The 14,886-nt window shown below is 49.1% G+C and carries 14 protein-coding genes; 11 read left to right on the forward strand and 3 right to left on the reverse strand.

Annotation, left to right across the window (positions count from 1 at the left end):
* Positions 1-102: 102 nt before the first annotated feature.
* The 3 genes from MJO46_RS02650 to MJO46_RS02660 all read right to left on the reverse strand — a co-directional run bounded on the left by MJO46_RS02650 (position 103) and on the right by MJO46_RS02660 (position 2,223).
* Positions 103-1,422 carry a DUF3570 domain-containing protein gene (locus MJO46_RS02650; RefSeq protein WP_253988001.1) on the reverse strand — a complete coding sequence of 440 codons (1,320 nt, stop codon included), beginning with the start codon at positions 1,420-1,422 and terminating at the stop codon, positions 103-105.
* A 111-nt stretch (positions 1,423-1,533) separates the two neighbouring features.
* A complete protein-coding gene (locus MJO46_RS02655) occupies positions 1,534-1,752 on the reverse strand; it encodes a DUF4266 domain-containing protein (RefSeq protein WP_253988002.1) in 219 nt (72 codons plus the stop codon).
* Between the two features lie 3 nt (positions 1,753-1,755).
* The gene (locus MJO46_RS02660; RefSeq protein ID WP_253988003.1) at positions 1,756-2,223 is read right to left on the reverse strand and encodes a TlpA disulfide reductase family protein; all 468 of its coding nucleotides are present in this window, start codon (positions 2,221-2,223) and stop codon (positions 1,756-1,758) included.
* A gap of 348 nt (positions 2,224-2,571) precedes the next feature.
* Between MJO46_RS02660 and hyaA the strand changes: the two genes are divergently transcribed.
* From hyaA to hypA, 11 genes are all read left to right on the forward strand, one after another.
* Complete coding sequence (gene hyaA / locus MJO46_RS02665) at positions 2,572-3,708, forward strand: nickel-dependent hydrogenase small subunit (RefSeq protein WP_253988004.1); 1,137 nt, start codon at positions 2,572-2,574, stop codon at positions 3,706-3,708.
* A 3-nt stretch (positions 3,709-3,711) separates the two neighbouring features.
* Positions 3,712-5,415 (forward strand): nickel-dependent hydrogenase large subunit, encoded by a 1,704-nt coding sequence (gene hyaB, locus MJO46_RS02670; RefSeq protein WP_253988005.1) that lies wholly within the window; start codon positions 3,712-3,714, stop codon positions 5,413-5,415.
* Between the two features lie 19 nt (positions 5,416-5,434).
* A complete protein-coding gene (gene cybH, locus MJO46_RS02675) occupies positions 5,435-6,109 on the forward strand; it encodes a Ni/Fe-hydrogenase, b-type cytochrome subunit (RefSeq protein WP_253988006.1) in 675 nt (224 codons plus the stop codon).
* A gap of 7 nt (positions 6,110-6,116) precedes the next feature.
* Positions 6,117-6,674: a HyaD/HybD family hydrogenase maturation endopeptidase gene (locus tag MJO46_RS02680; RefSeq protein ID WP_253988007.1), complete on the forward strand. Its 558-nt coding sequence runs from the start codon at positions 6,117-6,119 to the stop codon at positions 6,672-6,674.
* Positions 6,675-8,546, forward strand: a complete 1,872-nt coding sequence (locus tag MJO46_RS02685; protein WP_253988008.1) for a NiFe hydrogenase — start codon at positions 6,675-6,677, stop codon at positions 8,544-8,546.
* A 54-nt stretch (positions 8,547-8,600) separates the two neighbouring features.
* Positions 8,601-11,000 (forward strand): carbamoyltransferase HypF, encoded by a 2,400-nt coding sequence (hypF, locus tag MJO46_RS02690; RefSeq protein WP_253988009.1) that lies wholly within the window; start codon positions 8,601-8,603, stop codon positions 10,998-11,000.
* A gap of 171 nt (positions 11,001-11,171) precedes the next feature.
* Entirely contained in the window at positions 11,172-11,966 is a 795-nt protein-coding gene (gene hypB, locus MJO46_RS02695; RefSeq protein ID WP_253988010.1) for a hydrogenase nickel incorporation protein HypB, read from the forward strand.
* Positions 11,966-12,211, forward strand: a complete 246-nt coding sequence (locus MJO46_RS02700) for a HypC/HybG/HupF family hydrogenase formation chaperone (protein WP_198780117.1) — start codon at positions 11,966-11,968, stop codon at positions 12,209-12,211. The genes hypB and MJO46_RS02700 overlap by 1 nt, the downstream gene beginning before the upstream one ends.
* A 64-nt stretch (positions 12,212-12,275) precedes the next feature.
* A complete protein-coding gene (gene hypD, locus MJO46_RS02705) occupies positions 12,276-13,415 on the forward strand; it encodes a hydrogenase formation protein HypD (protein ID WP_253988011.1) in 1,140 nt (379 codons plus the stop codon).
* Positions 13,408-14,424 (forward strand): hydrogenase expression/formation protein HypE, encoded by a 1,017-nt coding sequence (gene hypE / locus MJO46_RS02710; RefSeq protein WP_253988012.1) that lies wholly within the window; start codon positions 13,408-13,410, stop codon positions 14,422-14,424. The genes hypD and hypE overlap by 8 nt, the downstream gene beginning before the upstream one ends.
* Entirely contained in the window at positions 14,424-14,777 is a 354-nt protein-coding gene (hypA, locus tag MJO46_RS02715; RefSeq protein ID WP_253988013.1) for a hydrogenase/urease nickel incorporation protein HypA, read from the forward strand. Before hypE ends, hypA begins: the two co-directional genes overlap by 1 nt.
* Positions 14,778-14,886 lie beyond the last annotated feature (109 nt).

A 14,886-nucleotide genomic window follows, 5' to 3' on the forward strand; every position in this document is an offset into this window, starting at 1 on the left:
GCAATCATATCACTCAGCGAATAACTTAAGTATGGTGCGAATAGGGATAGCTTAACCGCCATTAAGCTATCCTCAATGCCTACAGCCAACATAGTGAGCAAATTAAAAAGAATAACTAAATTGGGCGGTTATCGCTTTTTGAGTCGGGAAGAGATCATAGTTTTGCAGCTCCCCAGGGATAGCCGTACCATTGTTTTTGGGGTCCTGTTGATAGTATTCCAAACGGTAGGACATTTCGTGCCCACCGGCTAAACGATGCCCAAACTTCACGCCAAGAGTGTATGCGCTCATATCGCCAATACGATAATCGGCACTGGCAAACTCGGGCATGGGGGTATCGGCCATCAAGAAGGGCTGATAAAAGTCCACCGCGCTTTGCTGGTAATAACGTAAATGCAGTTGACCGTAGAAGCTGCCGCTAAAGTAATAACGGTAATGGGTCTCTAGGGTATGTGAGGTTAAATCCCAGTCATCGGTATTGTAGCGATAAGAGAAATCCACGACGCCCGAGTCTAAGGCACCTTTAGTCATCACATAAAAACTGTGCTTTAAACGGGAATCGGGACGGTTCTCGTAGACGATATCCTGAGTCAATCCGTTGTTATCGACCACACTGAGGACTTTGTAGGGATCGGTTAAATAGCCGTTAACACTGGATAAACCATAATTGGCCTGCAACAGCCAACGTTGATTTAGCACTTGAGTGATGCCCAACATAATATCGGCGGTCTGCTTATCATCGCTGCCGCTTTGACGGGTTGCATCAAATGCGGTGCGATAGGCTTCTTCTGTGGCGAAGTCATCGCGAATGGCCATTGAGGATAAACTCACAGGGCGCCCACCAACAGGATCGACCACATCAAAACTATAGGCCGTACCGAGAAATAACGTCGTATTGTCCTTATTGAAACCACGCTCAATACTGGCATTAAGCCCCATGGACATATAGTCAAATTCCTTTGAACCATACACACCAGCATTGACTTTCCAATCTGGGTTTAACACTTGGGTCCAGTTCACATTGCCTTGCACCCGGGTATCATGGAAAGTGTCATCGAGCGGCGTATCGCCCGCTGCCACTGTATATTGGCCATTGCCCGATGGACGGGTAAAAGTTTGGCTCGAACTCTGTGCAACAGCACCCGATGCCGAGGCACCGGTTAAACTGTCTACAACGAGTTTAAGATCCAGCACACTGTCATCGCCAAAGGCTTTTTGTGCCGTACCTATGGCCTCAATGGCCTGTACTCTATCCTGCTCACCGTAGTACATCAGCGCCGCATCGACTTTCCAATCGTCGACTTTTTTCGCTATTTCAGTGGCATGGCCACTGCTGGCAAACAAGCCGCAACTCGCTAAGGCTAAAGCGCCGGCGATCTGCTTAGACTGTATTACATTTATTTGATTGTTATTTTTAGCCATAGCTGACAACACCTGTAGGTCACTTATCTCTATGCAATACCGCGGGATTTCGCCCCTGATCTCGTCACATCTGTTTATTACATCTAAGGGCAAATCACACCAACGGAGCGTTTAGTTACAACCACAACCACCACCGGCGAAGGCTCGGCCACCGCTACTGCCTTCTTTGCTGAAATAGATATGATCATCGAGGGCCAGATCGAGTTTTTCACTGTCAAGTGCCATATCACTGCGAGCCAATTGGCCCTTCTCCCAAGGCTCAACACCTAAGCTTGAACAACCACTTAAGCCAACAATCAAGGCCACGGCGATAAAGAGAGGTTTTCCCATACATTACTCCTTCAATAGGCTGATAAGTTCTTGCTCATATTCGGCTTCATTATCGCTGTAAAAGCCGACATGACTGTTCACTAACTGTCCCTGACGATTGAACATAAAGCTGCTGGGCATCCCCATTAAATCAAAGCTGCGGGCGACATCGCCTTCGGGATTAAATCGCACCGTAAATTGGGCAGGAACTTGCGTTAAAAACTCATCGGCCAGGGCTTTGTCTGTATCGAGGTTAATGGCAACCACGGCTAAGCCTTGGTCCCCATACTTTTGCTGCATCGCATTCATCCAAGGGAAGGACTTACGGCAAGGGCCACACCAAGAGGCCCAAAAATCAACGTATACAACCTTGCCCTTAAATTCGCTCAACGGGGTCACTTGATTCTGTGCGTTAAACACTTGGTGATCGAGGGAGGGAGCGCCATGGGCTCCAACAGCCAGTAATGCTAATAACAACCATCGTTTTCTCATAGGAAATCCACCTTTCTGTGTTGAGTGTGAATCTATTAACCGAATCTTAAGGTTTTCTTAAACTGAAAAAAGAAAAGCTATGCTACCGCTAGTGGTTCTTCCACAGATATCAGTTGCTTACAAAATGAACTGCACCAGCATTTTGTTAAAAAATGGGACATTTTGTCCCATTAGAAAAAGCGAAATTAGATCTGGGTCGTGTTAATTAAATGTCAAAATCAGTTCTATCACATCTCTTAAAAATTCTTGATATACATCAAGAATCTTTACAGTCTGGCGGCCTAAACTGATAGCGTCAATTATGTAAACCCTTACCAATTTACATTTAAATAACAAAAAGGTTGACCCATGGACACACATGCAGCCCTATATGAACAGGGAAAGGCGCGCTTAGATGCACTGCGCCAATTCGCTCCCCGTCAACAACAATCATTGATTGAGAAAATGCAACAACACGGCATTAGCCGCCGTGATTTTATGAAATGGAGTGCGATGGTGACGGGCATGCTCGCATTACCACTGCCCTTCAGTAATTTAGTCGCAGAGGCAGCCGAATTAGCCGACCGAGTCCCCTTAATTTGGTTACATATGGCCGAATGTACAGGCTGCTCTGAATCCCTAGTACGCGCCGATACCCCCAACTTAGATTCATTAATCTTCGACCATATTTCCTTGGAATATCACGAAACCTTAATGGCAGCTGCGGGTTGGCAAGCGGAAGAAAACCTCGAGCACGCATTAGAAACCTACAAGGGCCGTTATCTATTGGCCGTTGAAGGAGCGATTCCGACCGCCAATAACGGCAGTTTCTTGACCGTAGGCTGTAAAGGCCACACAGGTTTAGAAATTATCAAACATGCCGCCGATGGTGCCGCAGCCATTATCTCCGTAGGTACCTGCGCCTCCTTCGGTGGAGTACAGGCCGCCTACCCTAACCCCACAGGGGCTAAGGGCGTACACGAAGTGGTCAGTAAGCCCGTGATTAACTTAGGCGGTTGCCCACCGAGTGAAAAGAATATCGTCGGTACCCTGATGTACTTCATCATGTTCGGCAAATTACCTGCGCTGGATATGTTTAATAGACCTAAATGGGCCTACGGCGCACGGGTACACGATAACTGTGAACGCCGCGGCCGCTTCGATGCCGGTGAATTCGTTGAAGAATTTGGCGATCACGGCGCAAAAGAAGGCTACTGCCTCTATAAAGTGGGTTGTAAAGGACCTTACACCTATAACAACTGTCCGACGGAGCGCTTTAACCATCACACAAGCTGGCCAGTGTTAGCGGGCCACGGCTGTATGGGCTGCTCAGAGCCTAACTTCTGGGATGATATGGCCGACTTTGAAAAACCCCTTGGCCGTCAACTCCTCCATGGATTGGATGCTACCGCAGACACTGTTGGTGCGGTGATTTTAGGCGCGACTGTCGTGGGTATTGGAGCCCATGCCGTTGCCAGTATTTTTGCCAAGCCGCTGGAGGAATAACCCATGAGCAAGCGCGTTGTTATCGACCCTATCACACGTATCGAGGGTCACTTACGTATCGAAGTTGAAGTTGATGAAAATAACGTCATCAACAAGGCTTGGTCATCTTCTACTCTTTGGCGCGGTATCGAAGTCATCCTCAAGGGTCGTACCCCTATGGATGTCGGCCTGATTGTGCAGCGGATCTGCGGTGTCTGTACCTATTCCCACTACCGCTGTGGAACTGAGGCGGTTGAGAATGCCCTAGGTATTCAAATCCCTTTGAACGCTAAATATTTACGTTCATTGATGCAAACATCCTTATACATGCATGACCATATAGTGCATTTCTACCATCTACATGGCTTAGATTGGGTGGATGTAGTATCAGCACTGAGTGCCGATCCAGCTAAAGCCGCACAAGTGGCACTTAAGTATACGGATAAACCTATCGCCGCCGGTGAAGGTGAATTACGAGCGGTGCAAGAAAGAGTCAAAGGCTTTGTCGAAACCGGTAAACTGGGGCCATTTGCCAATGCCTATTGGGGCAATGGTACCTATAAATTTACCCCAGAACAAAACCTTATCGCCCTATCACACTACCTAAAAGCCCTAGAGGTTCAACGGGTTGCGGCAGAAATGCTGGCCATTTTTGGTGGTAAACAACCGCATCCACAATCCTTAGTCGTCGGAGGTGTCACCTCGGTGCGTGACATGTTAAGCCCCGCTCGCCTGCAGGAATGGAAGCAAAAACACGCGACCGTGACTGACTTTATCCTGCGCGCCTATCAAGCCGATATCGTGATGGCGGCGGAAGCCTTTGGCACTGAGCCTAGCGTGCTTGGCGGTGTGAATGTGAAAAACTTCATGGCGGCCGATGATTTTGTATTAGCCAATGGCGAATATATGTTCAACCAAGGTGTGATCATGAATGGCGACCTTGCCGGAGTCAGCGATGTTAATCCTGAACTTATCGCCGAAGACGTCAGCCATGCCTGGTATACCGCCGATGCACCGCAGCACCCCTACGATGGTACGACGATCCCGAACTACACAGGTTTTATTGAACGCGATACCGTCTACGGCAAACTGCCAACCTTAGATGGTGACGGTAAATACTCTTGGGTTAAATCCCCCCGCTACCAAGGTGAACCCGTCGAAGTGGGCCCATTAGCCTGCCTATTGGTGAGTTATGCCCGCGGTAATAAAGTGGTCGTGGACTCGGTGAACGCCCTGCTCGCCCGCACGGGTTTACCCGTTGAAGCCCTGTTTACCACCTTAGGCCGCACCGCAGCGCGGATGCTACAGACAGTTATCGTCGCCCAGGAAGGGTTAAGAACCTTCGATGCACTGCTGACAAATATTCAGTCCGATGAAGCAACCTATGTGAAGCCGGATATAGACCCAAGCAAAGAGTATGTCGGCCACGCCATGATCGAGGCGCCGCGCGGCATGTTAAGCCACTGGATCCGCATTAAGAATGGGGTCATTGAAAACTACCAAGCTGTTGTACCTACAACCTGGAACGCAGGCCCTGTGGATGCCAACGGTAAGATAGGCCCCTATGAAGCGTCACTGATTGGCTTAAAACTGGAAGATCCAACCAAACCCCTTGAGGTGATACGTATTATTCACTCATTCGACCCTTGTATGGCGTGTTCAGTACACGTGATGGACTATAAAGGTCAAGCATTGAGCGAGTTCCGTGTCAGTCCCAATGGTCAATAATCGAGGGAGGGAACGCAAAATGAACCATTCTGCAACCCGCATTCGGACACTGATTTTTAGTCCGGCAATACGGATTTTCCACTGGTTACGGGCACTATCGATTCTCGTGCTTGTCGTCACTGGCTTCTATATTGCTTGGCCGTTTCTTGTGGCGCCCGAGAGCACAGATGTGCTGGTACAAGGCTGGATACGTTTTGCCCATTTGATTTGCGGTTTTATCTTAACCGCAATCACCTTGGCGAGATTCTACCTGTATTTTTTCAGTCGCAGTGATATTGAGCGGCGCTCATTTCGCGATGTGATGAGTGTGAAAAGCTGGATCACGCAACTGAAATCCTACATTTGGATGGGACACTTACATAAAGCGGGTGTTTATGGACCGCTGCAATTTGTGACTTATGTAGCAATCTCACTAGTCGCTCTCGTGATATGTATAACGGGTCTAGTGCTGTATGCCAATGTGTACCACCAAGGTTTAGGTGGCATGCTTTGGAGCAGCGCAGCTTGGATTACAGCACAAATGGGTGGTCTGGCACAGGTTAGGATTTGGCACCACTACCTCACTTGGGCATTTGTTATCTTTGTGGTTATCCACGTCTATATGGCGGTTTGGTCAGGGATACGCTTCAAACATAACTCAGTCGACTCAATTGTCTCTGGCTACGACTACCCGAAGCCAGACTCACATCACTAGGAGTCCAATGAAGATATTGCTGCTTGGTATTGGCAATGTCCTGTACGCCGATGAAGGCATCGGCGTACATTTTGTCAATTACATCGCTGATAATTATCAGTTTACCCATGAGTCCCACCAGCTCGAGTTGCTCGATGGCGGCACCTTGGCCCAGGGACTCATTCCGATTATTTGCCAATACGATTATTTAATCGTGGTTGATACTGTCAATGCCAATGGCGTCGAGCCCGGTGAAGTGTACTTCTTCGATTTTGACAAGGCACCACGGGAAATCGACTGGCAAGGCAGCGCCCACGAAGTCGAAATGCTGCAAACCCTCAATATGATGGAAATGGTTGGCGATAGACCTCAAACCTTTGTGCTAGGCGTCACCCCAACCGTGCTCGAACCTATGGTGCTCGGCCTGACCCCTAAAGTCGCCGCCGCAGTCCCCTTAATGGAAAAAACCTTGTTGTCCCACTTAGCTTCCCTTGGATTCACGGCGACACGCATTGCCGAACACAGTATCGACTCACTGATCCCAAATTCTTATAAACGTGGCGTCACTATTGGTGAAAGTATATAGATGAAAAACATCAGATTTGATTTTACCTGCTCGCGTCAGGTGCCTTTGTATACGCATTTATGTAATCAATACCTAAATTACGATGCGCTGAATATCACTATAGGTTCTGAGGCACTGCACCATCTTTGCCCAGAAGATTTAGGGCCAATAACCTATTTTATTGAAGCCAAGGGCGAACAGGCACAACTCGAACAGTTAGCCGATGCCATTGCCGCTGACTTTTTGATTTCCACTTGGCTGATTGATTCTGGCATCAAAGTCATCGACGAGCCTCAAGGCAGCAAAACCTTACTGCCCTATTCGCAATCCGCAGCCAATCCAGCTATAGCGCCTTTTTGCCAGCAATGTTACCCGTTAATTGGCGATAATCAGTCGGCCAAATTTGGCGCTCTAGATTTAGTCTGCCCCTGTTGCCATGGCGAAATGCAATTAACCCCAGCGCAAAAGGCTTTAACCTTATTAGATATTAAAGCCATGGCGCAGGGTTTGCTTTCACAAGATTTAGCTAACCAAGGCCCACTGACATTAGCGGCCGCCGATAATCTGCAACTGAGCCTGACTCCGTTTGAGCAGCCCTTAGGCGAGCGGCCACAACTGTTAATCTGTAATCCCAATACCCTAAACGCCCATTTTTGCCTGAATGATGCCCAAGTGCTCGCGCTTTCCAGTATTGAAAAACCGCTTATCTGCGCCAGGCCAACACAGGAACACGATAAACTCAGCGCGCCGCTGTACGACATTTGTTTTGCCTACAGCCGGGTGATCTTAGTGCTCGCCGAGGTATTGCGGCAAAAAGGGGTCGATTGGGTTTATATTCAAGGCCAGCATAATAGGCCGAAACTCGCGTGGGTCGATGGGGCTTGGGCACAGTTAACGAGCCATGATTTACCCGCAATCGCCAAGCAATTCACCGCCCCTGAGCCACTCAGGGATGAGATCTCATTTTTAGGATTTAAGGCCCAATGGCAAGCTATAAAAAAATCACGTTCACACCAAGGTACACTCACAGTTCACCTTGACTCTTCGGCGAAGGGCGAAACAGGCATTGAACCGCTCGCAAGCGCAGAAGATCACAGCATCACAGATGCCGCCTTATTCGCCACCTTGTTAAATGGCAAGTTCACCACACAAAAACAAGCAAAAAACGCCGCAGTGATCTACCTAAGCCATAGCCATCCCAGCCAAATTGTCACCTGCGATAATAAAGGCGATACCGAACTCTTCTTCGCCCTGCCCACGTTGCCCGATAATGGTTACGAAATCTTCCATCAACTGGATAGCAGCCCGCAAAAAGCCGTAGCGCAAAAGTTTAAGAGCTTGTTCCCCGAAGACTATTTAAAACTCTTAAGCCTAAAACTCCATGGCAGACGCGACAACTTACAAAGTTTGTGGGCCATAGCCGCCATTTTGATTGGGCTTAATAAGCACGAAGAAACCCAAAGTCAAGCAAGCTTAAGCGATGCATTGATAGCGGCCGCCATGCGCTACCACGGCGCCAATGCCCCACGCATCGACTATCCACTCACTAAGGGTGAAGCTCACCGCAGCCTTAACTGGTGTAAAACCCTAGGCACAGTGTTAAGTTTTCGGGTCGCGGGTAATGAAGATCCAAGCCAGCTCGCCTTCGCCATGCAGGACTCTCTTGCCGACTACCTCGCTAACTGGCTAGAGCATATCGATTTAAATATCGGCGTACACAATATCGCCCTCGCGGGTAATGACTTAGACAATGAAACCCTGTGTAGACGTATCAGCTTACGCTTAGGCAAAAACTTCCCATTGGTGGTCAATCGCAGCCTAGACTTAGACGGCGATAACTTAGCCGTAGGTGCGCTCTATGTTAAGCAGCGTAAACTCAATGAACAAGCTTAAGCGGCCCCAGAAATGTCTTATATAACCCTATAGATAACATAGGCAAAGCGAGAATTGAGAGTAGAAGATCTTGCCCATAGTACAGCGAGCGCCCGCTGTAAACTCCAGATCACCGGCATAGTGCAAGGGGTGGGATTTCGCCCCTTCGTCTATCGCTATGCCAAGGCGTATCGACTCACAGGCACAGTGCTCAATAATGCCAACGGCGTGACCATAGAACTGCAAGGTAGCGAAAGCGATCTGCAGGCATTTATAACGACCTTAACAAACACACCGCCGCCACTGGCACGAATTGATAATGTTATCCACACATCACTGCCCCTAGTCCGAGGCGAAACTGGTTTTGACATCATTCAAAGCGATGCCAGCGGGCAGGATAATCTCACTGCGCAGGTGGCCGTTTCGGCGGATAAAAGCACCTGCCAAGAGTGTTTAGCGGATATGCATAATCCAAAGAATCGCCACTTTGGGTATGCCTTTACCAACTGCACCAACTGCGGCCCAAGATACACTATCATCAATGCCTTACCCTATGATCGCCACAATACCTCAATGGCGAACTTTAAGATGTGCCCTGAATGCGCTAAGGCCTATCATGATCCACTGGATCGCCGCTATCACGCCCAGCCCGTCAGTTGCCCAGTCTGTGGCCCCAGACTCAGTTTAAAAACGCCCCAAGGCCAATGTATTCAAACAAAATGCATTCGAGACGAGGACATTAGGCCGAAGGGCACAGACTTAAGTACCGATATTGCGGTGCTTCAAGCCGCAGCAACTAGGCTAAACCAAGGACAAATTTTAGCGATCAAGGGCCTAGGTGGATTTCACTTAGTCTGCGATGCCAGAAACACCCAAGCCGTCAACACACTGCGCCAGCGCAAACAGCGCCAAGCTAAGCCACTGGCGGTGATTATGGCCGATATCGACATGGCCAAACGTTATGTCACAGGCTCAGACGCTGAATGGCAAGTGCTTAGCTCCCAGGAGCGTCCCATAGTGCTGATGAGTAGCCGAGCCGAGCATGATCTTAGCCTAGCAGTCGCCCCCAATCTGAATAAACTCGGGGTATTTTTGCCCTACACTCCACTGCACCATTTGCTGTTAAGTCTCTTCAAAGGCCCCTTGGTCGCCACCAGCGCCAATGTATCGGGGGAGCCGATTATCACGGATTGTGCTGAACTTATCAGCCACTTAAGCCATGTAGTGGATGCCATAGTCGACCATAACAGGCCCATTCTAAATGGTTGTGATGACAGTGTGGTGCAGGTTATAGAACCGCATTCATTACCGGCAGGGGTGCAGGTACTGCGTCTTGCCCGTGGCTACGCACCGCTCAGTTTCCCCTTGGATGCGCCACTCACGCGGTCATTCCTTGCCGTGGGGGCACAGCAAAAAAATGCCGTCGCCTTTGGTTTTGGCAGCAATGTGTTTTTAAGTCCCCACATTGGCGATCTGTTCAGCGTCAGCGCCGAGCACTATTTTGAACGCACCTTAGCCACCTTTGCCCGGCTGTATCAGTTTGCGCCAGAACTTATTATTCACGATAGACACCCAGATTATGCCCCCTCACGCTGGGCTGAAATGCAGGCAGACACCAAGCAAACCCCGTGTTTAGCGCTACAACACCACCATGCCCATGTGCTGAGTGTAATGGCAATAAACCAATATCGCGATCCCGTTTTGGGCTTTAGTTTCGATGGCACAGGCCTTGGGAACGATGGCAGTTTATGGGGCGGCGAAGTGCTATTAACGACGCTCGATACGGCCGAACGGCTGGCGCACTTTGAGCTCATAGCCCTGCTGGGCGGCGAGCAAGCGATTAAGCAACCCGTGAGGTTATTACTGGCATTATTGTTTGAGCAAATGAGCCTCGATGCTGTGATCGCGCTGAACTTACCTATTATCAATAGGTTAAATAAAAATACCTTAACGAACTTATATAAAATCTGGCAAAACGGTAATGCACTTAAAAGCTCATCGGCCGGAAGACTGTTCGATGCCCTCGCCTGCGCCTTAGGCTTAATCGAAACCACGCTGTTTGAAGGCCAAGCTGGCATGGCAATAGAGGCCGCGGCCAATCGCGCCGACGCCTTATCCCTCGAGACGATTAAGCTCAACTTACCGCTTAAGGCCGATCAGTGGTGTAGCAGTGATATGTTCAAGCAACTCGTTGAATTGATAACGGCGCAGCCACTCACAGACCATAGACGCTATGCTATCGCCCGCGCCTTCCTGCACACATTAGGCGATTCACTCTGTGACTATGCCGCTAAGTACAAACAGCTGCCTACCGTGCTCTGCGGTGGTGTATTTCAAAATAAATACCTACTGGAATACTGCATAAGCAAACTAAACACCCAAGGTAACAAGGTATTATCCAGTAAATACATCCCAATCAATGACGGCGGTATTGCCCTTGGGCAACTCTGGTATGGAATACATCAAACTCGCTGAATGGCCTTGATATTCATCCTGCATTTTATCTCTATAAACCTGACGAACATCAAAGAATCATGGCCGGATTTGTATCACACTTAACATTAGCTTAACCAAATAAACGCTCGGTTTTCAACCTAAGCAATAACAGTGTCAGGTAACACAGGCCTCGACAAGGAGAGATAAATTATGTGTAAAGACTGCGGCTGCTCCCTTACCCGCCACGACCATGATCACCACGGCGCGCACGCACACGAGAATAGCCACCACCATGGCCATTCCCACCAAGAATTACACACCAATCCCCAGTTAAACGACAAAAAAACCTTATCTGTGATCCATAAAATTTTAGATAAGAACGATGTCGAGGCAGGCCACAACCGCGCCCATTTTGAGGCGCACAATATTACCGCCTTTAACTTAATGAGTAGCCCTGGCAGTGGCAAAACCACACTTTTAGAACATCTCAAAGAATATACAGAGCTCAGCTATGCGGTGATTGAGGGGGATTTAGAAACCTCCCGCGATGCCGACCGCTTAATCGCTAAAGGGATTAAGGCCTATCAAATTCAAACGGGCAGCGCCTGTCACCTCGACGCTTTTATGGTCCACGGCGCCCTGCACCATCTGCCCCTCGAAGGCCTAGATATCTGTTTTGTGGAAAACGTCGGTAACTTAGTCTGCCCTGCGAGCTACGATGTCGGCACCCATAAAAATATCGTGTTGCTGTCGGTGCCAGAAGGCGATGATAAGATTGAAAAATATCCGGTAATGTTCCGCCGCGCCGATGTAGTTTTTATCACTAAGTGCGATCTATTGCCCTACTTTGATTTCAAGCTTGACGAAGCCAAGACCCAGCTTAAAAAACTCAACCCAGCTACCCAAATCATTGAAGTCTCAATTAAAGATGGCGATTCAATGCGGGCCGTTGCCCAGTGGCTTAAGGACAATATCCGCCAAACATCTGTGGGAGAGCCGCAATAATGTGCTTATCCATTCCATCCCAAGTCGTGGCCATTGATGCCGAGCGTCAGAGTGTCACCGTCGATACCTTAGGGGTTCGCCGCGATGTCAGCAGCCATTTAATGACAGAACCCCTTGAAATTGGTGACTATGTGCTTATTCATATTGGCTTTGTGATGAACAAAATCGATAAAGAAGATGCCAAACAAAGCCTTGAGCTATACCAAGAAATAGTCACAAAGCTCGAAAGCGAAATGGTGCACTGATACTTAATAGTACCCTATGGATTAGGAAAGGCGTGCACCCAATAAAGTGCACCAAGGAAAGAGCATGCTCGAACTAAAACACCTCTATCAAGGCTTTCGCGACCCCCAAACTATCGCGACTTTGGCCCAAGATATTCAACAAACGGCTAAATTGGTCAAAGGACAGATAAATATTATGGAGGTGTGTGGTGGCCACACCCACACCATCATGAAATACGGCCTGTTGGATTTACTGCCGGATAATATCGAGTTTATCCATGGCCCCGGTTGCCCTGTGTGCATTATGCCTAAAGAGCGCATCGACCAAGCGGCGGCATTAGCCTCCCAGGCCAATGTGATCTTAGTGACGCTAGGCGATATGATCCGCGTCCCCGGCTCTAAGGGTTCGCTTGCCAGTTTTAGGGCCCAGGGTTGTGATATACGGCCCATCTACGATCCCCTCGATACCTTAAAAACTGCCCGCGACAATCCCGATAAAACCGTGGTGTTTTTCGCCATAGGTTTTGAAACATCAACCCCAATGACAGCGATTTTGTTATTGCTTGCCGAGCAGCAGAAACTCGATAACTTATTCTTTCATATCAATCATGTATTAGTGCCGCCTGCAATGGATGCCGTGATGCACGACCCCAATGCTAGGGTCAATGCCTTTATCGGCCCCGCCCATGTCAGTGTGATCAGCGGCGCGAAAATTTACCGCCCCGCCGTTGAGCAGTACGGCACACCAGTGGTCGTAGCAGGCTTTGAACCCGTGGATGTGATGGAATCCATCCTGCGTATTGTGCGCCAAAAAGCCGCAGGCAAAGCCGAGCTTGATATCCAATACAGCCGCGCCGTATCGGAGGAGGGAAACCTCACCGCACAGGCCAAAGTCAATCAAGTCTTTCAAATCAGGCCCCAATTTCGCTGGCGCGGCCTAGGGCCTATCCCAAATTCAGCGCTGCAGATCAAGCCCGAATATGCCCATAGGGATGCCGAGCTGCGTTTTAAAGACTGTTTGCCCGTCAAAGAAATCGATGATCATAAGGCCTGCCAATGCGGCGATATTCTCCGCGGACTGGCAAAACCTAAGGATTGCAAAGTCTTCGGCCGTGGCTGCAATCCCGAAACCCCCCTAGGTAGCTGCATGGTTAGTTCCGAGGGAGCCTGCAATGCCTATTACCGCTATCAAGGCGTCGATATCAAGGAGCCACACCATGGCTGATTCCCCAAAAGATAAATCCATCCAACTCAGCCACGGCGGTGGCGGTAAAGAGATGAATAAACTGATCCGTGAGCTGTTTTTTGCCGAATTTGATAACCCTATTCTGCGCAGCGAGGAAGATGCCGCTAAGCTAGATCTCCACGGTTCAACCGCTTTTACCACAGATTCCTTTACTGTCTCACCGCTGTTTTTTGCCGGCGGCGATATTGGCAAGTTAGCGATTGCAGGCACTGTCAACGATCTCGCCATGATGGGGGCTGAACCTCAGTATTTAAGTTGCAGCGTGATCATAGAAGAAGGTTTTTCTATCAATGACTTAACGACGATCGTTCGCAGCATGGCCAAGGAGTTAGCCCACTGTGGTGCGCGGATTGTCTGCGGCGACACTAAAGTCGTCCCTAAGGGGTGTGCCGATGGCTTATTTATCAATACCTCAGGCATTGGTCGTATCTTGCGCCCCAATATTTCGGCGGCGAATGTCGCTTCGGGTGATGCCATTATTGTTTCCCGCGATATTGGCTGCCACGGCGCGGCCATTCTAATGGCCCGTGAAGGATTAACCTTAGAATCAAACCTTCAAAGTGATTGCGCGACGCTCTGGCCCGTGGTCGAGCAATTGATCGCCGCCAATATTCCCATCCATGCGATGCGTGATGCCACCCGTGGAGGCTTATCGGCTGTGCTCAACGAATGGGCAGTTGCATCTAATGTGGGCATCACAGTCAATGAGGCTAGCATTCCCGTCAGCGATGAAGTCAAAGGTCTGTGCGAACTCTATGGCTTTGAACCTATGGATTTAGCCAATGAAGGCACCTTTATCTTAGCCGTCCCAAGCGACATCGCCTTAGGTGCCTTAGAAATCATGCAACGCTTTGGCCGCTGTGAGAATGCAGCCATTATTGGCACTGTGGAGGACAAATTAGCGGGGAAAGTGGTGTTAAAAACCCCTTGGAATACCACTCGCTACCTCGACCTACCCCAGGGTGAATTGCTGCCAAGGATTTGTTAATGCACGAATATTCTATTGTCAGTGCCTTGATTGAACAATGCGAGCAACATGCAAGGGCCAATCAAGCCAACAAAATCACCCGCGTAGAGATTAAACTTGGGGTCATGAGCGGGGTTGAGCCGTCACTGTTACAAACCGCCTTCGATACCTTTAAACTCGATGGCATATGCAGGGACGCTGTGCTCAATATGCAAATTCAGCCCTTAGTGATACTTTGCCAAGACTGCCAGAGCGAGTCCGTGCTGAGTGAGCGCACCGTCGTTTGCCCTGCATGTCAAAGCTATCGCACTCGGGTGCTCGACGGCGAAGATATGCTACTGATGCAACTTGAAATGGAACAAGAAGAGGATTAATCATTCGCTACCTAGATTGCTAACGAAAGCTGACTAACAGCAGTGCTATCGATAAAGCACGCTCTCCTTAAAAACGCGCCTCAAATAAGAAAACTCCTCAAAACAAAAA

Source organism: Shewanella sp. KJ2020 (genome assembly GCF_024197625.1).
Classification (GTDB): Bacteria; Pseudomonadota; Gammaproteobacteria; order Enterobacterales; family Shewanellaceae; genus Shewanella.